This is a genomic window from Curtobacterium sp. SP.BCp (assembly GCF_051903255.1).
In the GTDB taxonomy this organism is placed as follows: domain Bacteria; phylum Actinomycetota; class Actinomycetes; order Actinomycetales; family Microbacteriaceae; genus Curtobacterium.
Genome location: NZ_CP194338.1, coordinates 1,627,564 through 1,648,472, shown reverse-complemented (window position 1 = coordinate 1,648,472; position 20,909 = coordinate 1,627,564). Strand labels below are relative to the sequence as shown.

The following is a 20,909-nucleotide window of genomic DNA, read 5'->3' as shown; positions in this document are numbered from 1 at the left end:
AGAGGCAGGCCCCGTGCAGCGCAGGACCTGGATCCCGGTCGCCGCGATCGCGGCCGTCGCCGTCGCCGCCGGCGCGGCGGTCGTCGCCGTCCACCCCTGGTCGGACGAGCAGTCGCCGCAGGCGGCTTCGACCCCCACCTCCACCACCGCCCCCGACACCACCCGGTCCGCCGCGCAGCTGCGGACCGCGTTCCTCGACCGCTACGTCGAGGACGGCCGCGTCGTCCGGAAGGACCAGGGCGGCGACACCGTCAGCGAGGGCCAGGCGTACGGCCTGCTCATCGCCTACGCCGCCGGCGACCGCTCGACCTTCGACGACGTGTGGCGCTGGACCGCGCGGCACCTCCTGACCGACGACGACCTGCTCGCCTGGCGGTGGACGACGAAGGGCGGCGTCGCCGACGAGCAGTCCGCGAGCGACGCGGACCTCGACGCTGCGCGGGCCCTCGTCCTCGCCGGGAAGGCGTGGGACGAGCCCCGCTACACCGCCGCGGGCAAGCGCATCGCGTCGGCGATCCTCGAGCACGAGACGGTCGAGACGGACGCCGGCCGGATCCTGCTCGCCGGTCCCTGGGCCGACCAGGAGCCCTACCGGTACGACGCCTCCTACGCCTCGCCCGCCGCCTACCGGATCCTGGCCCAGGCGACCGGCGACGACCGGTGGAACGAACTCGAGACGGGGTCGCGCACCGTGACCGCCTCCCTCCTGCGCGCCACCGACCTGCCGAGTGACTGGTCACAGGTGCACGCGGACGGCCGCGTCGAACCGATGCCCGCGTCGGCGGACGACGGACGGGTGCTCTACGGCTACGACGCGATGCGCCTCCCGCTGCGGTACGCCGAGGCGTGCACCAGTGCCGACCGGAAGCTCGCCGGGTCGATCGCGCCGACGCTCCGCCGCACGACACAGCTCGCGGCGCAGCTCGACCTCGGCGGCACCGCGGTCACGGGCGACACGAACGCCCTCGCCTACGCAGCGCGGGCGGCGGCCGAACACGCTGCCGGCAGCACGTCGGCGGCACGGGCCGACCTCGAACGGGCGGACCGGACCGCGGCCACCACGCCGACCTACTACGGCGACGCGTGGGCGGCACTCGGCGCGACGATGCTGACCTCGGACGTGCTCGGTGGGTGCGCGGCCGGTTCCGGGAGCGACTCGTGAGCCGCCGGGCTGCGTCGCACCGGACGCCCGGCGCTCCGCGCTCGCCGCGTCGCCGGTTGCTCGCCGTCGCTGTCGGCGTCGCGGTGCTGCTCCTCGGCGGGACGGTCGCCGGGGTCGCGGTCGCCGCGTCGAACGGCGGCACCCCGGAGGCCACAGCGAGCGCGAGCGCCACCAGCGCTGCGGGCGCGACGGGAGGGGCGGGCCGGTCGGACTCCGCGACCGAGGGGTTCCAGGACCCGGCGGCGCCAGCAGCGACCTCGACGGCGACACCCGTCCACGTGGAGATCCCCGCGATCGGGGTGTCGAGCGGGCTGGAGGACCTGCACCGCGGGTCGGCCGGCGAGCTCGACCCGCCGAAGGACTGGGACAGCGCGGGATGGTTCAGCGACGGCATCGTCCCCGGACAGGTCGGCCCGGCCGTGATCGCGGGCCACGTCGACTCCCCCACGAGCGCAGCCGTGTTCTACCGACTCGACGAACTCGTCGCCGGTGACCGGATCACCGTCCGGATGTCCGACGGCAGCGAACGGGTGTTCCAGGTGCAGCGCTCCGAGCGCGCCGCGAAGTCCGCGTTCCCCACGAGCGACGTCTACGGCACCTCCCCGACGCCGGCGCTGCGGCTCATCACGTGCGACGGCACCTTCGACACCGCCACCGGGCACTACACCGACAACCTCATCGTGTTCGCGACCCTCGTGCACGACTGACCGACCCGACAGGAGACGACGATGGACGAGTCACTGGTCATCATCCCGACGTACGACGAAGCGGAGAACATCCGTCCGATCGTGGGCCGTACCCTGGCCGCGACCGACGACACGGTGCACGTGCTGGTCGTGGACGACAACTCACCCGACGGCACCGGTGACATCGCCGACCAGCTCGCGACCGAGACCGACCGGGTGCACGTGCTGCACCGCACCGTGAAGGACGGCCTCGGCGGCGCCTACCTCGCTGGCTTCGCCTGGGGGCTGGAACACGGCTACGACAAGCTCGTCGAGATGGACGCCGACGGCTCCCACCACCCCGAGTACCTGCCCTGGATGCTCGAACTCGCCGACACCAACGACCTCGTCCTCGGCTCCCGCTGGGTCAAGGGCGGACAGGTCGAGAACTGGCCCTGGTACCGGGAAGCGCTCTCCCGCGGCGGCAACCTCTACACCCGGATCGCGCTCGGGATCGCGGTCCGCGACGCCACCGGCGGGTTCCGGGTCTTCACCCGCAGCGCGTTGGAGCGGATCGAGTTGGCCGGGATCGCGTCGAAGGGGTACTGCTTCCAGGTCGACCTGTGCTGGCGTGCCCTCGAGGCGGGGCTGCACGTGGTCGAGACGCCGATCACGTTCACCGAACGGCAGCACGGGGTGTCGAAGATGAGCGGCAACATCGTTCGCGAATCACTCACCCTGGTCACGAAGTGGGGCATCGACCGACGCCTCCGCGAAGTCCTCGCCCTCGTCCGCGACCACCGACCCCTGCCCTCCGTCCGACGGAACGCCCACGTGGCGTGATGTCCGGGCTCAGTGGTTGCGCAGCGCGTCGATCAGGTCGCTCTTGCGCTTCGACGAGTACCCGGTGAGTCCGAGCTCCTTCGCCCGCTTCCGCAGGTCGGCGACCGTCCAGTCGTCGTAGGAGCCGGACTCACCGCCCTTCTTCCCGACGGCCTTCGTGCCCCGGGCGGCAGCGGCGTTGCTGATGCGCGCGGCCTTCTCCTTCGAGGCGCCCTCCTTGCGGAGCTCCTCGTACATGTCCGGCTTCTTCAACTGGTTCGGCATGGCCCGGAGGCTACGCCGCGGCCCTCAGTCCTTCTCGGGGTCGTTGCCCCAGTTCATGAGCGAGTACCGCCACTTGGTGTCGTGCACGTCGCCCTTCGGCCGCTGCTTCGAGTGTCGGGCGACGTAGCCGACGACCTTCTTCATGTGGGCGTAGTCGTCGTCGGTGTAGTCACCCTGCTTCTTCTCGAGGATCCGCACGATGTGCCGCCCGCTCTCGTGCCCGGTCGACTCGCCGCCGCCGTCGGACTTCTGCCCGACCTCCTTCGACTCGTCGGTGTCGAGCCACTTCTTCAGCTCCGAGGCGGTCATGTTGACGGCGTCCGCGAAGTCGTCGCGGATCTCCTTCTGGTCGTCGCTCATGCTCCGACCCAACCCGATCCGCCTGATCGTCGGGGTGCGGTGCGCCCAGCGGACTGACGCTCCACGTCCTCGGAGCGGTCGGCGGGTTGTGTGGTCTGCGCGAAACCCCACGAAGGAGAGGAAGACATGCGCGCAGTCGTCTGGCACGGCATCGGGGACATCCGACTCGACGAGGTCCCGGAGCCCACCATCCAGCACCCCGAGGACGCGATCGTCCGCATCACCAAGAGCGCGATCTGCGGGACCGACCTGCACTTCGTCCGCGGCACGATGGCACCGATGGACGCGGGCACGATCCTCGGCCACGAAGCGGTGGGCGTCGTCACCGAGGTCGGCGACGCGGTCCGCGGCTTCAGCCCTGGTGACCGCGTGGTCATCAACTCCACGATCTCCTGTGGCGCCTGTCGGTACTGCCGGATGGGCAAGACGGCACAGTGCGACGTCGCGAACCCGAACGGACCGCAAGCAGGCACGAGCTTCTTCGGCGGTCCGCAGTCGACCGGCCCCGTCAACGGCCTGCAGGCCGAGTACGTGCGGGTGCCCTGGGCGCGCAACACCATGCACCCGCTGCCCGAGAACGTCAGCGACGAGCAGGCGATCCTGCTGTCCGACATCTTCCCGACCGGCTGGTTCGGCGCCGAACTCGCCGGTGTCACCCGCGGCGACGTCGTCGTCGTGTTCGGCGCGGGCATCGTCGGTCAGTTCGCCGCCGCCTCGGCGTACAAGCTCGGTGCTGCGCGGGTCATCGTCGTCGACGGCGAGGAGACCCGGCTCGCCGCGGCGCTCGAGCAGCACTGCGAGGTCGTCAACTACAACACCGAGGACCCCGTGCAGGCCATCACGGCCCTCACGAACGGGATCGGCGCGGACTGCGTGATCGACGCCGTCGGGATCGACGCCGAGCGGCCGAAGCACGGTCCGGCGGCGGTCGACGACCAGCAGGCGGCGGACTTCGACGACGAGGTGGCGCAGGTCGCGCCCGACGCCTCGGCGAAGGGGCGCGGCGAGGAGCAGCAGTGGAAGCCGGGCGACGGGCCGTCGCAGGCTGCGCGCTGGGCCGTCGCGTCGGTCGCGAAGTACGGCCGGATCGGCATCATCGGCGTCTACGGGCCGACCGCCGAGCACTACCCGATCGGCGAGGCGATGAACAAGAACCTCACCGTCCGGATGGGCAACTGCGACCACCACTCGGTGACGCCCCCGCTCATCGACATGGTCGCCGCGGGACAGTTCGACCCGACCGCACTGATCACCGAGCACGAGCCGATCGGGTCGGCGATCGAGGCCTACGAGGCGTTCGACCGGCGCGAGCCGGGCTGGATCAAGGTGGAGCTGGAGGCGACCCGATGAGCACGGACGACCAGGCAGCGCCCTCCGACCAGTACGGCTGGGCGGACCCCCGCACCCGCTACCCGGACGTCTCACCGGAGCCGCAGACGCAGGCCGAGCCGGGCCTCCAGTCCGAGATGACTCCGGTGCCCGACCTCGGCGAGTCGACGTACCGAGGCACCGGCCGGCTCGCCGGCCGGAAGGCCCTCGTCACCGGTGGCGACTCCGGCATCGGAGCGGCCGTCGCGATCGCGTTCGCCCGCGAGGGCGCCGATGTCGCGATCGCGTACCTGCCCGAGGAGCAGTCGGACGCCGACCATGTGGTCGAGCAGATCGAGGCGGCCGGTCGCACCGCGGTCGCCGTCCCCGGCGACCTCCGCGACCGCTCGTACGCGAGCGAACTCGTCGAGCGCACCGTCGAGGGCCTCGGCGGACTCGACGCCCTCGTCAGCGTCGCGGGCAAGCAACGCTGGCAGCCGGACCTGCTCGACATCACCGACGAGCAGTTCGAGGCCACGTTCGACGTCAACGTGTTCGGCCTCTTCCGCCTCGTCAAGGCGGCACTCCCGCACCTGCAGCCCGGCTCGACGATCACCACGACCGCATCGATGGAGGCGTACAAGCCGGCTCCGGACCGGCTCGACTACGCGGCGTCGAAGGGTGCGATCAACAACTTCTCGAAGGGGTTGTCGCAGCTGCTCGTCGAGCGCGGCATCCGGGTGAACGTGGTCGCCCCCGGCCCGACGTGGAGCGTGCTGCAGCCGAGCGGCGGGGTCGACCCGTCGACGCTGCCGGAGTTCGGGTCGAGCGAGTCGCCGATGGGGCGTGCCGCGCAGCCGGCCGAGCTGGCACCGGCGTACGTGTTCCTCGCGTCGCAGGAGTCGAGCTACGTCGCCGGCGAGACGCTCAACGTGAACGGCGGCATGGTCACGCCCTGACGACGGCGACCACGACCTCGATCCGGCCTGTGGCCGATCCGGTGCGCGATCCCCGGGGTGCGCGCACCGGATCGGCCACCGGCCGTCCCGGGTCCGCCTGCCGTGCCGTCGTTCCACGCTGGTACTGTCTCGGGGGCGCGGCCGGGGTGGTCGCGCGCAGGAGCACAGGGGGAACGCATGAGCACGACACCACCGAGCGGCCCGACCGGCGAGCCGCAGCAGCCCGGCCAGCAGTACCCGGCGCAGCCGCAGGCCGGTCAGCAGTACCCGGCGCAGCCGCAGGCCGGTCAGCAGTACCCGGCGCAGCCGCAGGCCGGTCAGCAGTACCCGGCGCAGCCGCAGGCCGGTCAGCAGTACCCGGAGCAGCCGCAGCCCGGCCCGCCGTACCCGGGCCAGCCGTACCCGGGGGCCGCGCCGTACGCGCCGCCGCCGAAGGCCGGGCGGTCCCGTGCCGCCGCGATCGGCATCACGATCGCGTCCGTCGTCGTCGCGGCCGTCGTCGCGTTCGGCGTCCGGTACGCCATCACGTCGGCGATGCAGCCCTCCGCCGAGGAGCAGGTCCAGCAGGGCGTGACCGAACTGAAGAAGGACTACGACCTGCCGAAGCAGATCGACTCCGTCACGACGCTCACCGACATCGAGGCACGCGGCAAGGCCATCCGCTACGACTACACGATCTCGGAGTCGGTTGACTCGTCATCGGTGCAGCAGAGCACGCTGCGGCAGTCCGTCGTGTCGAACGCCTGCACCACGAGCGCGACGAAGAAGCTGCTCGACGACGGCATCGGCATGCAGTACCACTACGTGTTCGCGAGCGACCAGAAGACGCTGGACCTCGCGATCAGCAAGGCCGACTGCTGACGCATCGACGCGCGTCCTGACGGACGGGCGCATGCCGCTCAGCTGCGACGCGGAGCGTTGCGCGGGGTGCGCCGACCGAGCCTGCGAGGGAGGACGGTGCGGGCCGGCACCGTGCCTCCCGACCGTCAGGCGGAGACCGCAACGGTGCGGCGGAGCAGGAGCACGCCGGCGACGACGCCCCAGATCGTCAGCGTGTCGAACGCCAACCGCTCGACGAGGCCGACGCCCACCGCGGCGGCGGCTCCCCCGCCGACCGCGCTGACGAACAGGCCGAGGCCGACCACGGACGCCGCCGTCGCGGCGAGCGTCACGACCGCCAGGGTCCCCATGCCCGTTCGCCGGGCGGCGAGAGCGGCCACGACCATCCCGGTCCACTGGACGGGAGCCTGTGCGAGCGCGAACGCCTCGTGCGCGGCCGGTGCCTTGTCGAGCGGCGTGACACCGACGCCGACCACGAGCAGACCGCCGACCGCGAGCAGCACCGGTCCGACGACCCCGAGCGGGCGGGACCGGACCAGCGTCACGGCGATCGCGCCGACCGTCAGCAGCAGACCGTTCACCACGGTGGCCGCGTTCGCGACGACGTGCAGCGGTGAGCAGACGGTGCGTTCGACCCTGGTGCCGGCGTCGAACACACCGCAGGTGGTCGCGCCGAGGTCGCTGATCGTGTTGTCGGCCCAGGAGTACTGGTTGGGCCACGCCGCCGCCACCAGGAGCTGGGCGAGGAGCGCGATCGCCGCGGCGATCCAGGACCATCCGGCGAGCTGCTGTTTCCCCATCTGAGCGATCGTACAGGGTGCGCTGTTGCGGTCGGTCCGTGGCAGTTCGGTGACAGCACACGAGCCGACGCACCGGGATTCGGGGCTCATCGGTGGGCGTCCGGACACGGAGCTGCCGCACGGCTGTCACGCGTGGGACCCACCATGACGCCATGACCTTCCCGACGCACGAGACCGACGACTCCCCCGCGCAGGACGACCTCGTGGTGCTGCTGCTCGAGGTGGCGATCGCCGTGACGTTCACCGTGATCGTCGGTCTCGCCGTGTTGTGGGTGCTCCCGGTCACGCGCTGACACCCGACTGTGCGTCGGGGTCGGCCGCCCGGAGCTCGACGACCGCCGCCGCTCCGTCCCCCGGGTCCTCGAGCCGGAGTACCGCCCCGAACGCGGCGAGGTGCTGCAGCACGATGGCGAGCCCGATGCCGGCACCGGCGTGCGATCCCAGCGCACCGAAGCGCCTCGGGCCGTCGCGCAGCAGCTCCTCGGGGAACCCGGGGCCGGCGTCGCGGACGGTGAGCGTGGTGCCCTCGGTGCGGACGACGACCGGTGGGGCGCCGTGCCGTTCGGCGTTCGTGACGAGGTTCGTCACCGCCCGTGCGAGGTGCTCCGGGTCGACCATCGCCGTGTCGGTCGGCTGGGCGTCGCGCTCCACCCGGCCGTCCAGCCCCTCGCGTCGGAGCAGCTCATCGACCGTGCTCCCGAGGTCGCGCGGGACGGCGTGCACGGCACCGGCGTCGTGCGCGGCGCGCGAGAGGTCGAGCAGGTCGTCGAGGAGCTGGCGGAGGCGGTCGGCCACCCGTCGCACCCGAGCGGCGTCCGGGCCGTCCGGCAGCAGCTCGGCGGCACCGACCAGGGCGGTGACGGGCGTCCGGAGGTCGTGCGCCACCTCGGCCGTGACCGCCCGCTCGTGGTCGAGGCTCCGCGCGAGGGCGGCGGCCGTCTCCGCCAGCCCACGGGAGAGCACGGCGACCTCGTCGTCCCCGGTGACCTCGTCGGGCGTGCGTCCCGCGACGGTGTCGTCCACCGCCGCCGCGGCCCGCCGGAGTCGGGCGGTGAGTCGTCCGGCGGCGATCCAGGAACCGACGGCCGCCACGGCCGCGGCGAGGACGGCGGCCACGACGAAGGTTCGCTGCAGGTTCGCCCACTGCTCCCGGACCGGGGTGTCGTCGATCCGCGTCGCGATGATGCCGGAGCTCTGTCGACGCGCCGCCCACATCGAGTCGCCGTCGTCGTAGGTGACGGGACCGCCGGCGTCGAGCGCCCGTCGGAGTGCCGCCGGGAGCGCCGAGGGGTCGTCGGTGGCGCGCGGCGGGAGGTTGCCGCCGAACGCCTGGGTCGCCGTCGTCTCGTCGAGCTGCGTGAGCGCCTGCTGCCGGAGCTGCGCGGTCGCCCCGTCGATCGCGGTCCGCGCGAACACCGCGCCGGCACCGACGACGAGCGTCGTCGCGAGGAGGGTCATGGCGACGGCGGTCCGGAAGCGGAGGGAGCGCCACCAGGGGACGCGCTCGTTGGGGGCCGCGGGGCGACGCACCGTGTCCGCGGAGGACCACGCCCGGCTCATGCGCGGTCGGCCTCGATGCGGTAGCCGAACCCACGGACCGTCTCGACGACCTCGGCGCCGAGCTTCCGCCGGAGCCGCTGCACGTTCGTGTCGACGATGCGGGGGTCCTGCCAGGTACTGTCCCACGCCATCGCGACGACCTGCTCCCGGCTGAGGACCGCACCACGCTCGCGGAGCAGGGCCTCGAGGACACGGAACTCCACCGACGTGAGGCTCACCGGCACCCCGTTCCGCTCGACCCGTCGGGCGCGCAGATCGATCCGGACGTCGCCGATCGTGACGGCCTCGGACACGACCCCTCGCGCACGGCGGAGCACCGCGTGGAGCCGTGCCGAGAGGACGTCGGCGTCGAACGGCTTCGTGACGTAGTCGTCGGCGCCGGCGGCGAGTCCCGAGACCTCGTCGACGGGGAGGCTCCGGGCCGTGAGCAGCACGACGGGGATGCCGAGCGCCGTCAACCGTGCTGTGAGGTCGAGGCCGTTCATCCGCGGCATCGCGACGTCGACGACGGCGACGTCGGGCACCTCGACGTCCACGGCGGCGAGCGCGTCGACGCCGTCCGCGGTCGGGGTCACGCACCAGCCTCGGCGCAGGAGGAGCAGCTGGGTCGTCTCGCGCACGTCGGGGTCGTCCTCGGCGAGCAGGACGAGCGGGGCCGGTCCGTCGGCGTTCCCGCGTCTCACGGGCGCTCCTGGTCGGTGAGGAAGCCGAGGTCGCCCCACAGGAAGTGCATGGTGGGTCGGACGGCCCACGCCGGTCGGTCAGCGGCGAACGTGATGCTGAGCCGCCCGTACCGCTGCGCCGCACCGACGGTGGTGGGGTCGTCGAACCGGACCGCGACCGGGTACGTGGTGACGGAGCCGCCGGCGCAGTCGCACGGGTTGTCGGTGAACACGCCGGTCGCGAGTGCCCGGCTGCCGCCCCAGGAGGACCAGGTGAGGTCCTCGAGGCGTTGGTCGGCGGACTGGCACCAGATCGGGACGGACACGGGCTCGGCGACGGCCTGGTCGCCGCAGCCGGCGTAGTAGGCGGTGCGGACGGCGGGGTCGGCACGGACCGGCGCGGCGTCGTGTCCGAGTGGTGCGGCCATGGCGCCGGTGGCGGCGACGAGGACGCTCACCACGGCGAGCGCGGCGGCGGCGAGGCCGGTGGTCCGCCAGGGGACGGTTCGGGTCATGGTGTGAGCCTCCGTCCTGCCGGTCTCGGTCGCGCTGCAGGGATGTGTCAGTCCCGTGACAGATGTTCCCACGCTGTCGTGCGGTTCGGGAACGCCGTGCGCTCGTCACCGCGACGGAGCTGTCGTGGTGCTGCGACGACGGGTGGCTACGGTCGAGACCATGCAGTTCCACACGCCTCTCGTCCGTTCGGCGATGATCGTCGTCGCCGCGTCCACGCTCGCGCTCTCCGGGTGTGCCGCCTCCGGCGCCGTGGAGCCGTCGTCCCCCGCGTCCGTCACCTCGGCGGGGTCCGACTCCCCCACGGCGGTGGCGTCCACACCGACGGCGACCCCCGCCGTGACGGCGACCGCCTCGGCCGCTCCCCCGTCCCAGGCGGCCGGTGCGACGGGTGCGACCGGTGCGACGGGGAGCGCCGCAGCGGGTGCGGGCGCCGGGTTCCCGTCCGGGCAGCCGCCGCGGCCCGGCGCGCAGGACGCGTACCCGGAGGCGACGTCGGTCGCCGGGCTGCAGCAGGCGATCGCTGCGACGCCGCACCCCGGCCTGCAGAGCTGCGACGGCGACCTCGCGTCGTTGGTGACGGCCTCGGGCGACCTCCGCGGGGACGGCGGCCAGCAGTACCTGGTGGACACCACCTGTTCGTTGGCGACCGCGAGCTCGCCGGACGAGGTCGCCGTGTACGACCGGCGGGGCGGGGAACTCGTCCGGAGCGCGGTGTTGTCGGAGTTCACGGCCAACCGGCCGAAGCCGAGTGCGTACCCCTACCTGTGGCAGGGCCACACCGTGGTGCTCGCGTACGACGGTGGTGCGTCGTACCGGCTCGTGCGGCTGTCGCCGCGGGGCGAGACCACGAGCGACGTCCGTCCGTTCCGGTGAGCGGTGACGGACGCGCGTCGGTAGCGTCGGTCGGGTGACGACGGGGTCCTGCCCGCTCCACCGCACCGACCCCGAGGACGCCATGCCCTTCCTGCACCGGACCACCGCCCCGATCGACGGCCGGAGGTCGCTGTGGTCCGACCCGTTCGGGCGGCTCGCGGTGCGCTGCGTGCAGCTCGTGGTGGTCGTCGTGGTGGCGTCGATGATCGTCCTCGCGACCGTGAAGCTGAGCCTCGTGACCATCCCGGTCCTGCTCGCGCTCATCGTGGCGTCGGCGCTGTTCCCGCTCGTGTCGTGGCTCCGGCGGCACGGCGTCCCGTCGGTGCTCGCGACGATCGCGTGCTTCGTCGCGGTGCTCGCGGTGATGGCCGGTGTGACGTGGCTGCTCGTCGCGGCGGTGGCGAACCAGTGGTCGAGCCTGCAGTCGTCGGCGGTGAGCGGGCTGCAGCAGTTGCAGGACGTGCTGCACGACCTCCCGGTCCGGATCACGGACTCGCAGATCAACGACGCCGTCGACGGTGTGGTGTCGTTCGTCACGAGTCCGCAGTTCGGCTCCGGGGCGATCGCCGGCATCTCGGCGGTGACGAACTTCGTCACGGGCGCCGTGCTGATGGCCGTGATCCTCTTCTTCTTCCTCAAGGACGGTCCGGCGCTCTGGGAGTTCCTGCTCCGCCCGTTCACCGGTGGGCAGTACGACCGTGCTCGTCGGGTGGGCGACCGGGTCGTGCAGACGCTCGGCGGCTACGTGCGCGGGACGGCGGCCGTGGCCGCGTTCGACGCGCTCGCGATCGGGACCGGTCTGGCGATCCTGGGCGTCCCCCTGACGATCCCGCTCGCCGTCGTGGCGTTCGTGACGTCGTTCATCCCGATGATCGGCGCCCCCATCGCGGGCACGCTCGCCGCCCTCGTGACGCTCGTGTCGGTCGGCCCGGTGCAGGCGATCATCGTCGTGGCGATCGTCGTCCTCGTGAACCAGATCGAGGGCAACTTCCTCCAGCCGGTGCTGATGGGCAAGACGCTGAGCCTGCACGGCCTCGTCATCCTCGTCGGCCTCACCGCGGGCACGGTCCTCGGCGGGGTCACCGGCGCGATCATCTCGGTGCCGCTCCTCGCCGCCGCGTGGGGCGTCGTGCAGGTGTGGAACGGACCGGAGCAGCCGGCGGAGCCGTGGCGTCAGAAGCGCCGCGAGGACGTCCCCGTCGGCTGACGCCCCGTCCGTCGGGTGGTCGCCGCGTCGGGTGCTCGCCGTGTCGACGGCGGCAGCCGTCCGTCGATCCCTGGCCACGGCCGGGAGGCACGGTGCGCGTCCGACGCGCACCGCGCCTCCCGGCCGTGGCTGGTGTGGTCAGGACCGGGTGGGCCGCCGGACGGGCAGTGCCACGAGGAGCACGAGCGCGATGCCGAGGAGTGCGAGGCCGGCCCAGCCAGCCGGGCCGAGGCGCTCGCCGACCACGAGGACGGCGAGGACCGTCGCGACCGCGGGTTCCAGGAGGGTGATCGTCGTCGCGGTGCTCGGTCGCACGGACGCGAGGCCGACGCCGAAGAGCAGGTAGCCGAGGAACATCGGGACGAGCGCCATGTAGAGCCCCACCGCAGCGTCGGACGGTGAGGTGACGAACGGGCCGCCGGTCAGGAGGAGCACCGGCAGCAGGAGCACGCCGCCGGTGCCGAAGACCGCGCCCATCGACGCGGCTCGTCCTGCGCCGGCGCCCATCAGGCGGTGCGCCGCCCAGGAGTAGACGGCGTAGGTCGCCCCGGCGACGAGGCCGAGGAGCACGCCGAGCACCGTGGCGCCCGGGTCCGCGTCGGCGGCCGCGTCGGTGGCGCCGTGTGCCGCGCCCGCCCCGGAGAGGCACAGCACGGTGCTGCCCGCGACGCCGATCGCCGCCGCGACCACCCACCGACGCCCGAGCGGACGCTGGTCGACGACCCGCTCGAGGACGCCGGAGGCGAGCGGCGCGGACGCCAGCGACACCACGGACCCGATCGCGACCCCGGCGACGTGCATGGAGCTGTAGAACGCGAGCGGGTAGACGGCGACCGCCACACCACCGAGGACCACCAGCCCGCGGTGCCGTCGCACCACCGGCCAGGCGGCACGCAGGGGTCGGACAGCGATCGCCGCCTGCAGGAGTCCACCGATGCCGAGGGCTGCGGCGCCGATCGCGAGCGGACCCGCGGTGGGGGCGGCGGCCGCGGCGGTGCCGGTGGTGCCCCAGAGCACGGCGGTGACGACGATCGCGAGGACGCCCAGGCGTCCGGCGGCCGGGACGCGGCCCGCGCGGGGTCCGTCGTCGTGCGCTGCGGGCACCGGTCACCTCCGGGGGTTCTGGGCTCTCATCCTGTCGTACGGCTGCGGGTCAGCGCGAGTGCGCGTCCGTGATCCCACGCAGGTACGCGGCGAGCACCGACCGCACGTCGAGTGGTGCCGCGTCGGCGATCCGTTGGAGGAGGAGCGCGTCGACGAGTGCGACGAGCTCCGGGGCACGCTGCTCCGGATCGGAGACTCCGACAGTGCGGAGCAGCGCGGTGCCGACGGCGTCGAGCCGCTGCCGCACGGCGTCCGCGGCGGTGAGCGTGCTGCGGAGCTCGTCGTCGTCGCGCAGCTCGACGAGCAGGAGGTACCGGGCGACCTGGGCGGCGTGACGTTCGGCGATCGTGTCGAGGAACGTCGCTGCGACGACAGCCGGATCGCCCTCGGCCGGGAGCGCCAGCGCGTCGAGGTCCGCGTCGAGCTGTGCGCTGATCCGCCCGGTGACCAGCCGGAGGAGTTCGCGTCGTGACCGCGCGTAGTACGACGTCGATCCCGGCGGCAGGGATGCCTCGGCATCGACAGCACGGTGCGTGAGGGCTCGCGAGCCGCCTCGGGCGATGCAACGGATGCCGGCGTCACCGATGTCGTCGCGTCTGGTCATGCCTGGCCCCCTCTGGACGCCCGACCGTATCATCCTCTACATTTGTAGAGGATGGGGAGGACGTCATGGGAACAGCGCGGGTGGCCGTCATCGGCGGCGGTCGGTCCGGCGCGGCGATCGCCGCCGCGATCGAGCGAGCAGGCGGGACCCCGGTCCTGCTCTCACCCTCCCGCGGGTTCGACGTCACCCGCGACGACGTCGAGTCCGCGATCGGCGACGCGATCGCCGTGGTCGAGGCCACCGGGCGCTTCACGACGAGCCGCCGACGAGCCTCGGCGTTCTTCACGGCGTCGACGAAGGCGGTCTCCGACGCCACGAACCGGACCGGCGCACGACACGTCCTGCTGTCCATCGCGCAGTGCACCCGACCGGACGTGCAGGGGTACGGGTACTTCGCCGGCAAGACGGCCCAGGAGACGCTCGCTCGATCGACCAGCCGACACCTGCGCATCGTCCGGTCGACCCAGTGGTTCGAGTTCACCGAGCAGAACCTCGAGCGGATGCGGTCCGGACCGATCGCCCTCGTCCCGGGCATGCTGATCCAGCCGGTCGCGCTCGACAGTGTGGCCGACGTCATCGCCGCTGCAGCACTCGACGCGGACCATGCGCCCGTCGACGAGGTGGCAGGCCCGGACACCACCACGCTCTGGTCGATGACGCGCAGGCTCGGCGGTCACCGACCGTGGCCGCTGCCACTGCCGATCCCCGGGCGACTCGGCTCCGCGTTCCGCGGTGGCGCGCTGCTCCCCGGACCGGACGCGGTCGTGCAGGGACCGTCGTTCTCGGAGTGGCTGGCGAACCGGGCATGAACGGGTGTGCGCGGGCCGCTGCCGGGTGGCGGTGGTGGGCCCTGACGGCCGCGGTGGCGGTGGTGGGCCCTGACGGACTCGAACCGCCGACATCTTCGGTGTAAACGAAGCGCTCTACCAACTGAGCTAAGAGCCCCTGCCGCACCATCCTAGGGGCGTTCGGGAACGGAACGCCCCCGGCAACCGTAGGGTCGGGGGCATGGCGCGCGATGGCGAGTACGCGATCTTCCTCAACGGCTCGTACGGCGTCGGAAAGTCCGCGGTGCTCGATGCTGTCGGCGACCGCTTCGCTGCGACCGGACGCGCGTTCAGCCTGATGGACGTGGATTGGTTCCACCGGTCGTGGCCGGTCGCGGAGGGCGACACGGAGAACACCGTCCTCGAGGCGCGGAACATCGCTGCCGCCTGGGCGAACTACCGGGCCGCGGGCCCGCGGCAGCTCGTCCTCAGCGGTGTCCTCACGAGCAGCGCGGACCTCGACCGGTACGCGGAGGCGGTCGACCTGCCCGTGCGGTCGATCCGTTTGGTCGCGCGCCCGGCGACGATCGAGGCTCGGCTGCGGACCCGGTACGACCAGCGCCGTCAGCACCACCTCGAGTGGCATCTGGACAGGTTCGAGCGGATCGCCGAACGACAAGCAGCCGCGGACCTGGACGAACTCGTCGTCGACACGGACACCATCGCGCCTGCCGACGTCGCTGACGTCGTCCTGCGACACTTCGAGCTCACCGCAGGCGACGTCTGACGGTCACACCTCGCCGGCACGGAGGGTCATGAACACGTCGACGTCGTCCTCCTCGTCGCTGACGAACCCGAGCCGCTCGTACAGGCGACGGGCGGCACTCCCCTGCAGCACGTTCAGCCGCGTCGGCCCTGCGTGCGGTTCGTCGAGCACCGCCCGGAGCACGGCGGCGCCGATCCCCCGCCCCTGCACCTCGGGCGCGAGGTAGAGGTGTTCGATCCACCGGGTGTCTCCGTCGAGCCGCGTCGTGACGGAGCCGACGTCGGCACCGTCGACGACGACCACGCGGCTCCACTCCGGCTGCCACGCGTCCCGCATGCGGGAGCGCACCCGGATCTCGTCGAAGACGCCGAGCCGGGTGAGGTCATCACGGAGCACCACCGCGCGGAGTTCGACCAGCCAGTCGATGTCGGCGGCGACGGCTGGTCGGAGCGACGTGTCCATCCTGCCCAGGGTAGAGCGAGTCGGGCTCGTCGGGCTCCTCCGGCTCGTCGGGCGCCGTGCCCTCGGTCCTGAAGGGTCGTTCAGATGTCCTGGTGCTCACGCATCCTGACCAGGGATTTCCACGGACCCCCTCGAACGCGTGACACTGGTCGACGGCCGTCCCGACCGTATGCTGCGCGAACGGACAGCGACGCGTGGTGTCCGACGACCGAGGAGGACCCCCGTTGCTGCACCGAACCCCGAACCGTCGCCGTGCCTGCACGACCGGAGCGATCGTCGCCGTCGTGACGCTCGGGATCCTGCTCGGCGCGACGTCCCCGGCCGCCGCAGCGGAGGAGGCAACCGCCGCGACCTCCGGCATCCCCGGGGCCTCCGGCGTGACCGGCGTCGACCCGGAGACGGACCAGCAGCCCGATCAGCAGGTGACCGGGTCCGGTGACACGGGTCCGACCACGGACGCCGGTCCGGCAGCGACCGGCTCGACCGGCAGCGGGCCCGCCGGATCAGCGACGGCATCGGCCACGACGGGCACGGGCTCCGGCTCGGGCGCGGACTCGGGCTCCGGCTCGTCGTCGGGCACCTCGAGCGCGACCGCGGACACCGCCGTGACGATCGACGGCACGGCCGCCGTCGGGGGCCTGCGCCGCCGCCGCTGACCGTCGCGGAGCGCGCGTCCTGCTCTGCGTCACGGGCTTGTCCGCCACGGTCCGGACTGGCAGGGTCGGTCGCATGACGCTGCCCGCCGACGCGCACGTGCACAGCGAGTTCTCCTGGGACGCCGGATCGGACCCGGCTTCGGCCGGCTCGATGCGACGCACCTGCGAACGAGCGGTCCGGATCGGGCTCCCCGCCCTCGTGTTCACCGAGCACCTCGACCTCGAGGACCACTGGCGAGCCGAACCGGACGACCTCGGACCGCACGCCCGCGCACTCGTCGACGAGCAGGGAGCGGTCCGGCTGCCGCCCTTCGACGTCGATGGCTACCTGGACACGGTCGAGCGCTGCCGCCACGACTTCCCGGAGCTCACGATCCTGACCGGCGTCGAGTTCGGTCAACCCCATCTGTGGGACACCGCCGCAGCCGACGTGCTGCAACGGGTCGACCGGGTGAACGGGTCGCTGCACATGCTGCCGTTCGAGGGAACGGACCGCACCGAGCCGATCACGCTCTACCGGCACCGGTCACCGTCAGATGTGGTGCGGGCGTACCTCGAGGAACTCCCACGGATGATCGCCGGCTCGGACTCCTTCGCGGTCCTCACGCACATCGACTACGCCGCCCGGGCATGGCCCACCGCCACCGCCGGGCCGTTCGACCCGCGCGCGTTCGAGGAGGGGTTCCGCGCCGGGATGCGCGCACTCGCTGCCTCCGGTCGGGCGCTCGAGATGAACACCCGGCGGCTCTGGCCGTGGGTACCGCAGTGGTGGGCCGAGGAGGGCGGACGCGCCGTGACCTTCGGGAGCGACGCCCACAGCGCGGACGGCCTCGCGTCGGGCTTCCCCGAAGCGGTCGCGATGGTGGAGCACTTCGGGTTCCGCCCCGGCCGCCGACCCGAGGACTTCTGGACGCGCTGACGCTCAGCGGCCCCGGCCGGGCGTCGTGACCGCCCCCTGCCACACCCACACCCGGTACCGGGAACCGTCCCGCCGCGCGACCTCCACCTGCACGGCACGATCGGTGTACGCGACGACCACCGCCCGCTCCTGCACGCGGACCTCCACGAACCGCAACCACACGTCGACCACCTCGCCGTCGGACACCGGGACCGCGGGCCCCGGACCGATCTCCTCGCGCGTCAGGGTCACGGGGTACGGGCGCGTCAGGAACTCGTTGACCGCGGCGCGGGAGACATCGGTTCCGTACCGTCGGTTCTGACCCATGCCGACCATCGTGCCACGGATTCGAACACACGTTCGAACGGCAGGATGGCGACATGGACCCCGCCGACGCGTTCCTCCACCACCTCGCCCGCGAGCAGCCGTGGACCGACGTGGTCGCCACACTGGAGCGACTCGGCTGGACGCCCTGCGGGACCGGCGACTGGGCGACGGCGCTCCGCTCCCCGTCCGGCACCCTCGCCGCGCGCATCAGCCCGTTCGACCCCGCCGGGCCCTACTCCGCCCTGCTGTACCGCCGCGCGGCCCACACCCGGCAGGTGCCCGCGCTCGTCGAGCACCGCGTCCTCGAGGGCGGCGCCGACCTCACCGTGATGGAGTACCTCGAACCCGTCCCCGAGGACGTCGGCACCGCGTTCCACCGCGCCCTCGCGACGCGGGACCCGTCGGTGGCCGAGCTCGCCGCCCACATCGAGGACGTGCACGCCCTGGGCCGGGCCGAGCAGCCGTGGTGGGGACCGCTCGACGACAACCCCGCGAACGTCATGCGCGGACCGGACGGCCGGATCGTCGTCGCCGACCTGTACTACGCCGACGGCCCAGCGCTGTACGCGACCGTACGCAGCGACCCGGACCGCATCGTCCGTGACTACCCCGAGCACCTCCGCCGGCACATGACCGAGCTCCCGCTCGCGAGTTCCGGCGGGTGGGCGCCCGGCGACGCCGAACGGATGCGAGCGGCGCTCGCCGCGGCGGACGCACGGACGCGGGGTCGCTGACGCGACCAGGGCCGGACGGGAGGCACGGGTCGGCCCCGCACCGTTCCTCCCGTCCGCTGCGCCCTCGCCACGCCAGGACGCCAGCACCCCACCGCGCCTGCGTCGCGTGCCCGTCATCCGACTGAGGGTGCGTCGACTTCTCATCCCTCCGGATGATGCGCCGTCGTCGCGACCCGCGCGATGCTGGTCGCGGTGAGGGGAATCCGGTCGTCCGCGACCGCGGTCGTGGGGGCCGCGGTCGCGGCCCGGTCTCTCCCGTGGCCTCCGAGTCCCGCGTGAGCACGACCCACTGCGCGAGGACCGCCGCCTCAGCGCACACCTCCTACTTCGTGAGCACCGCCGCCACCTCGGGGATGCGGTCGACGTAGCCGCGCACCAGGTCGCGCGCGACACTGACGCTGTCGACGAGCGGGTGGAGCGCGAACGCCTTGAGGGCCTCGTCCTTCGAGCCGGTGAGCGCCGCCTGGATCGTGTGCCGCTCGACCGCCTTCACCTGGGACATGAGCCCGATCTGGTGGAGGTCGGGCTGGTCGGTCGTCATCGGGTGGACGCCGTTCGCATCGACCATCGTGGGGACCTCGACCACCGCGTCCCGCGGGAGCCCGGCGATCGTGCCGTTGTTCCGAACGTTGAGGATCATCGTCTGGCGCTCGTTCCGGCTGATCGCGGCCATCACGCCGAGCGCGACACCCGCGTAGCCCTGGTGCGACGGGTCGGTCTCACGCTCCTTCGGGTCGACCGGGTCGTCCTGCGTGCCGCCCTTCGCCTCGGCCATGTACGAGGCGCTGCGCCGAGCGACGGTCTCCCGCCAGAGGTCGGCCACGCCGTCACCCGCGGCGGTGGCGCGGTCGTAGAAGGCGGACTGGCTCTCGGCGAGGAAGTCGCCACGGGTCTTCCCCGACGAGACGATCGACCGGACCGCGTCACGGTTGAAGTAGTAGTAGTACAGGTACTCGTTCGGGATCGACCCGAGCGAGCGGATCCAGTCGAGGCCGAAGACGTGGCCCTCCTCCATCGCGCCCAGCCGGCCGTCGTCGGCCATCAGCTCCGGCAGGACGTCACGGCCGTCGTACATGACACGGCGCATCCAGCCGAGGTGGTTCAGCCCGACGTAGTCCATCTGCACCCGCGTGTGGTCGAGCCCGAGCATGCCCGCGACCCGACGACCGAGTCCGGACGGGGTGTCGCAGATGCCGAGGACACGGTCGCCGAGGACCGTCTGCATGGCCTCGGTGATGATGCCGGCCGGGTTGGTGAAGTTCATGACGTAGGCGTCCGGGGCGAGGTCACGGATGACCTTCGCGGCGTCGACCATCACCGGCACGGTGCGGATCGCGTACGCGAGCCCGCCGGGGCCGGTGGTCTCCTGCCCGAGGACGTCCAGGTCGAGCGCGACGTGTTCGTCGCAGCGGCGCCCCTCGAGCCCGCCGACCCGGAGCGCCGCGAACACGAAGTCGCTGCCCTCGACCGCGCGGTGCAGGTCGGTGGTCGGTTCGAGCACGGGTGCGTCCGGGAACTCGGCGGCGAGCTCGGTGAGGATCGCGACCATGGCGTGCAGCCGGACCTCGTCGACGTCGTAGAGCGCGACCCGGTCGACCCGGGGGCTGCCGGTGTCGCGGAGCAGGGCCTGGTACACGTACGGCGTGCGGAACCCGCCGCCCCCGAGGATGCAGAGCTTCATGTGACGATGACCTCTCCGCCGGCGTTCCGGCTGTGGGCGAGTGTGTCGTCGGGCGCGCCGGTCGTGGTGATCAGCGTGTCGACGTCGGTGAGGGAGCAGAGCCGGAGCGCTCCGCTCCCGGGGAACTTCGCTTCGGAGGCGAGCAGGACGACACGCTCCGCCGCGGCGATCATGGACTGCTTGATGGGCGCCTCGACCGCCATGTTGTCGACGACGTGCCCGTTCGCGCGGACACCAGTGCACGACAGGAAGAGGACGTCGGCGCTGACCTGCTCGAGCGCGGCCTCGGCGAGGGACCCGACGAGCGTGCGGTAGTTGCGGCGGACGACCCCGCCGAGCAGGACCAGCCGCACGGCGTCGTCGTCGCGCAGCACGTCGAAGACGGCCAGGTTCGTCGTGATGACGGTGATGTCGCGCCCGCGGAGGAGTTCGGCCACGAGCGGCGTGGTGGTGCCGATGTCGAGGATGACGACCTGGCCGTCCTGCACCATGCCCGCCGCCGCGACCGCCATGCGGTGCTTCAGGTCGTGGTCGCCGGCGGCCTCGAACGGGGCCTCTACCACCTCGTCGCCCGGGTCGCCAGCGCTCCCGGACGGGCCGGGAGCGGGATCGAGCGAGGTCCGGCGAGGAGCGACGACCGCGCCGCCCCAGGTCCGGACGAGCTCGCCGTTCCGGTCGAGCATCTCGAGGTCCCGCCGGATGGTCGCCGCGCTGACCCGCAGCGCGAGCGCGAGCTCCTGCACCGAGGCCGCGCCGTCGGCACGCAGGGCGTCGATGATGCGGTTCTGCCGCTCGCGCAGGATCATGGCGCCCACCATAACCCCGATCGCGCAGATTCACGCACAAATGGACATCCAAAATGGCGCACTCGAACAGACTTAACAAATCTGG

26 protein-coding genes and 1 tRNA gene are annotated in these 20,909 nt (G+C 72.6%); 14 read left to right on the top strand and 13 right to left on the bottom strand.

Features of this window, described 5'->3' with window-relative positions; genetic code table 11:
* The first annotated feature begins 13 nt into the window (after positions 1–13).
* From ACRQ4C_RS07990 to ACRQ4C_RS07980, 3 genes are read left to right on the top strand one after another with little or no spacing between them, the layout of a single operon-like run.
* A complete protein-coding gene (locus ACRQ4C_RS07990) occupies positions 14–1,162 on the top strand; it encodes a glycosyl hydrolase family 8 (RefSeq protein ID WP_439690752.1) in 1,149 nt (382 codons plus the stop codon).
* A gap of 56 nt (positions 1,163–1,218) precedes the next feature.
* Positions 1,219–1,869, top strand: coding sequence for a class F sortase (locus tag ACRQ4C_RS07985; RefSeq protein ID WP_439690751.1), 651 nt, complete (start codon positions 1,219–1,221; stop codon positions 1,867–1,869).
* Positions 1,870–1,890: 21 nt separating this feature from the next.
* Entirely contained in the window at positions 1,891–2,670 is a 780-nt protein-coding gene (locus ACRQ4C_RS07980; RefSeq protein ID WP_439690750.1) for a polyprenol monophosphomannose synthase, read from the top strand.
* A 9-nt stretch (positions 2,671–2,679) separates the two neighbouring features.
* Here ACRQ4C_RS07980 and ACRQ4C_RS07975 read toward each other — a convergent pair whose 3' ends face one another.
* On the bottom strand, positions 2,680–2,934 hold the full coding sequence (locus ACRQ4C_RS07975) for a DUF7218 family protein (protein WP_290131963.1): 255 nt from the start codon (positions 2,932–2,934) through the stop codon (positions 2,680–2,682).
* A 24-nt stretch (positions 2,935–2,958) separates the two neighbouring features.
* On the bottom strand, positions 2,959–3,294 hold the full coding sequence (locus ACRQ4C_RS07970) for a DUF3140 domain-containing protein (RefSeq protein ID WP_058725761.1): 336 nt from the start codon (positions 3,292–3,294) through the stop codon (positions 2,959–2,961).
* A 126-nt stretch (positions 3,295–3,420) separates the two neighbouring features.
* Here ACRQ4C_RS07970 and ACRQ4C_RS07965 point away from each other — a divergent pair, with 126 nt between their 5' ends.
* From ACRQ4C_RS07965 to ACRQ4C_RS07955, 3 genes are all read left to right on the top strand, one after another.
* Entirely contained in the window at positions 3,421–4,644 is a 1,224-nt protein-coding gene (locus ACRQ4C_RS07965; RefSeq protein ID WP_290131965.1) for a zinc-dependent alcohol dehydrogenase, read from the top strand.
* Entirely contained in the window at positions 4,641–5,561 is a 921-nt protein-coding gene (locus tag ACRQ4C_RS07960) for an SDR family oxidoreductase (RefSeq protein ID WP_439690748.1), read from the top strand. The genes ACRQ4C_RS07965 and ACRQ4C_RS07960 overlap by 4 nt, the downstream gene beginning before the upstream one ends.
* A gap of 177 nt (positions 5,562–5,738) precedes the next feature.
* Positions 5,739–6,422, top strand: a complete 684-nt coding sequence (locus ACRQ4C_RS07955) for a hypothetical protein (RefSeq protein ID WP_439690746.1) — start codon at positions 5,739–5,741, stop codon at positions 6,420–6,422.
* Between the two features lie 125 nt (positions 6,423–6,547).
* On the opposite strand, the gene ACRQ4C_RS07950 is transcribed toward ACRQ4C_RS07955, so the two are convergent.
* Positions 6,548–7,201, bottom strand: coding sequence for a DUF998 domain-containing protein (locus ACRQ4C_RS07950; protein WP_439690745.1), 654 nt, complete (start codon positions 7,199–7,201; stop codon positions 6,548–6,550).
* Between the two features lie 152 nt (positions 7,202–7,353).
* Between ACRQ4C_RS07950 and ACRQ4C_RS07945 the strand changes: the two genes are divergently transcribed.
* Positions 7,354–7,494, top strand: a complete 141-nt coding sequence (locus tag ACRQ4C_RS07945) for a hypothetical protein (protein ID WP_439690744.1) — start codon at positions 7,354–7,356, stop codon at positions 7,492–7,494.
* Here the strand turns inward: ACRQ4C_RS07945 and ACRQ4C_RS07940 are convergent.
* The 3 genes from ACRQ4C_RS07940 to ACRQ4C_RS07930 are packed head-to-tail and all read right to left on the bottom strand — an operon-like array spanning position 7,484 to position 9,938.
* Complete coding sequence (locus ACRQ4C_RS07940) at positions 7,484–8,761, bottom strand: sensor histidine kinase (protein ID WP_439690743.1); 1,278 nt, start codon at positions 8,759–8,761, stop codon at positions 7,484–7,486. The two genes, ACRQ4C_RS07945 and ACRQ4C_RS07940, sit on opposite strands and share 11 nt — an antisense overlap.
* The gene (locus ACRQ4C_RS07935; RefSeq protein ID WP_439690742.1) at positions 8,758–9,444 is read right to left on the bottom strand and encodes a response regulator transcription factor; all 687 of its coding nucleotides are present in this window, start codon (positions 9,442–9,444) and stop codon (positions 8,758–8,760) included. The genes ACRQ4C_RS07940 and ACRQ4C_RS07935 overlap by 4 nt, the downstream gene beginning before the upstream one ends.
* Entirely contained in the window at positions 9,441–9,938 is a 498-nt protein-coding gene (locus tag ACRQ4C_RS07930) for a hypothetical protein (protein ID WP_439690741.1), read from the bottom strand. The genes ACRQ4C_RS07935 and ACRQ4C_RS07930 overlap by 4 nt, the downstream gene beginning before the upstream one ends.
* A gap of 160 nt (positions 9,939–10,098) precedes the next feature.
* Here ACRQ4C_RS07930 and ACRQ4C_RS07925 point away from each other — a divergent pair, with 160 nt between their 5' ends.
* A complete protein-coding gene (locus tag ACRQ4C_RS07925; protein ID WP_439690740.1) occupies positions 10,099–10,812 on the top strand; it encodes a hypothetical protein in 714 nt (237 codons plus the stop codon).
* Positions 10,813–10,846: 34 nt separating this feature from the next.
* Positions 10,847–12,019 (top strand): AI-2E family transporter, encoded by a 1,173-nt coding sequence (locus ACRQ4C_RS07920; protein ID WP_439690739.1) that lies wholly within the window; start codon positions 10,847–10,849, stop codon positions 12,017–12,019.
* Between the two features lie 138 nt (positions 12,020–12,157).
* Here the strand turns inward: ACRQ4C_RS07920 and ACRQ4C_RS07915 are convergent, their stop codons facing one another.
* A complete protein-coding gene (locus ACRQ4C_RS07915) occupies positions 12,158–13,123 on the bottom strand; it encodes a DMT family transporter (protein WP_439690738.1) in 966 nt (321 codons plus the stop codon).
* A 49-nt stretch (positions 13,124–13,172) separates the two neighbouring features.
* Positions 13,173–13,727 (bottom strand): TetR/AcrR family transcriptional regulator, encoded by a 555-nt coding sequence (locus ACRQ4C_RS07910; protein ID WP_439690737.1) that lies wholly within the window; start codon positions 13,725–13,727, stop codon positions 13,173–13,175.
* A gap of 65 nt (positions 13,728–13,792) precedes the next feature.
* Between ACRQ4C_RS07910 and ACRQ4C_RS07905 the strand changes: the two genes are divergently transcribed.
* Complete coding sequence (locus ACRQ4C_RS07905; protein WP_290131977.1) at positions 13,793–14,536, top strand: hypothetical protein; 744 nt, start codon at positions 13,793–13,795, stop codon at positions 14,534–14,536.
* Between the two features lie 60 nt (positions 14,537–14,596).
* On the opposite strand, the gene ACRQ4C_RS07900 is transcribed toward ACRQ4C_RS07905, so the two are convergent.
* Positions 14,597–14,672, bottom strand: a tRNA-Val gene (locus tag ACRQ4C_RS07900).
* Between the two features lie 63 nt (positions 14,673–14,735).
* Here ACRQ4C_RS07900 and ACRQ4C_RS07895 point away from each other — a divergent pair.
* Positions 14,736–15,281, top strand: a complete 546-nt coding sequence (locus ACRQ4C_RS07895; protein WP_439690736.1) for a hypothetical protein — start codon at positions 14,736–14,738, stop codon at positions 15,279–15,281.
* A gap of 3 nt (positions 15,282–15,284) precedes the next feature.
* Here the strand turns inward: ACRQ4C_RS07895 and ACRQ4C_RS07890 are convergent, their stop codons facing one another.
* A complete protein-coding gene (locus ACRQ4C_RS07890; RefSeq protein ID WP_439690735.1) occupies positions 15,285–15,722 on the bottom strand; it encodes a GNAT family N-acetyltransferase in 438 nt (145 codons plus the stop codon).
* 224 nt (positions 15,723–15,946) lie between these two features.
* On the opposite strand from ACRQ4C_RS07890, the gene ACRQ4C_RS07885 reads away from it, so the two are divergent.
* Together ACRQ4C_RS07885 and ACRQ4C_RS07880 are read left to right on the top strand one after the other, a co-directional pair.
* Positions 15,947–16,378, top strand: a complete 432-nt coding sequence (locus tag ACRQ4C_RS07885; RefSeq protein ID WP_439690734.1) for a hypothetical protein — start codon at positions 15,947–15,949, stop codon at positions 16,376–16,378.
* Positions 16,379–16,451: 73 nt separating this feature from the next.
* Positions 16,452–17,297 carry a PHP domain-containing protein gene (locus ACRQ4C_RS07880; protein ID WP_439690733.1) on the top strand — a complete coding sequence of 282 codons (846 nt, stop codon included), beginning with the start codon at positions 16,452–16,454 and terminating at the stop codon, positions 17,295–17,297.
* 3 nt (positions 17,298–17,300) lie between these two features.
* Here the strand turns inward: ACRQ4C_RS07880 and ACRQ4C_RS07875 are convergent, their stop codons facing one another.
* Complete coding sequence (locus ACRQ4C_RS07875; protein WP_439690732.1) at positions 17,301–17,603, bottom strand: hypothetical protein; 303 nt, start codon at positions 17,601–17,603, stop codon at positions 17,301–17,303.
* A 53-nt stretch (positions 17,604–17,656) separates the two neighbouring features.
* Between ACRQ4C_RS07875 and ACRQ4C_RS07870 the strand changes: the two genes are divergently transcribed.
* Complete coding sequence (locus tag ACRQ4C_RS07870; protein WP_439690731.1) at positions 17,657–18,337, top strand: hypothetical protein; 681 nt, start codon at positions 17,657–17,659, stop codon at positions 18,335–18,337.
* Between the two features lie 322 nt (positions 18,338–18,659).
* Here the strand turns inward: ACRQ4C_RS07870 and ACRQ4C_RS07865 are convergent, their stop codons facing one another.
* The gene (locus ACRQ4C_RS07865; protein WP_439690730.1) at positions 18,660–20,018 is read right to left on the bottom strand and encodes a 6-phospho-beta-glucosidase; all 1,359 of its coding nucleotides are present in this window, start codon (positions 20,016–20,018) and stop codon (positions 18,660–18,662) included.
* The gene (locus ACRQ4C_RS07860) at positions 20,015–20,824 is read right to left on the bottom strand and encodes a DeoR/GlpR family DNA-binding transcription regulator (RefSeq protein WP_439690729.1); all 810 of its coding nucleotides are present in this window, start codon (positions 20,822–20,824) and stop codon (positions 20,015–20,017) included. Before ACRQ4C_RS07860 ends, ACRQ4C_RS07865 begins: the two co-directional genes overlap by 4 nt.
* Positions 20,825–20,909 lie beyond the last annotated feature (85 nt).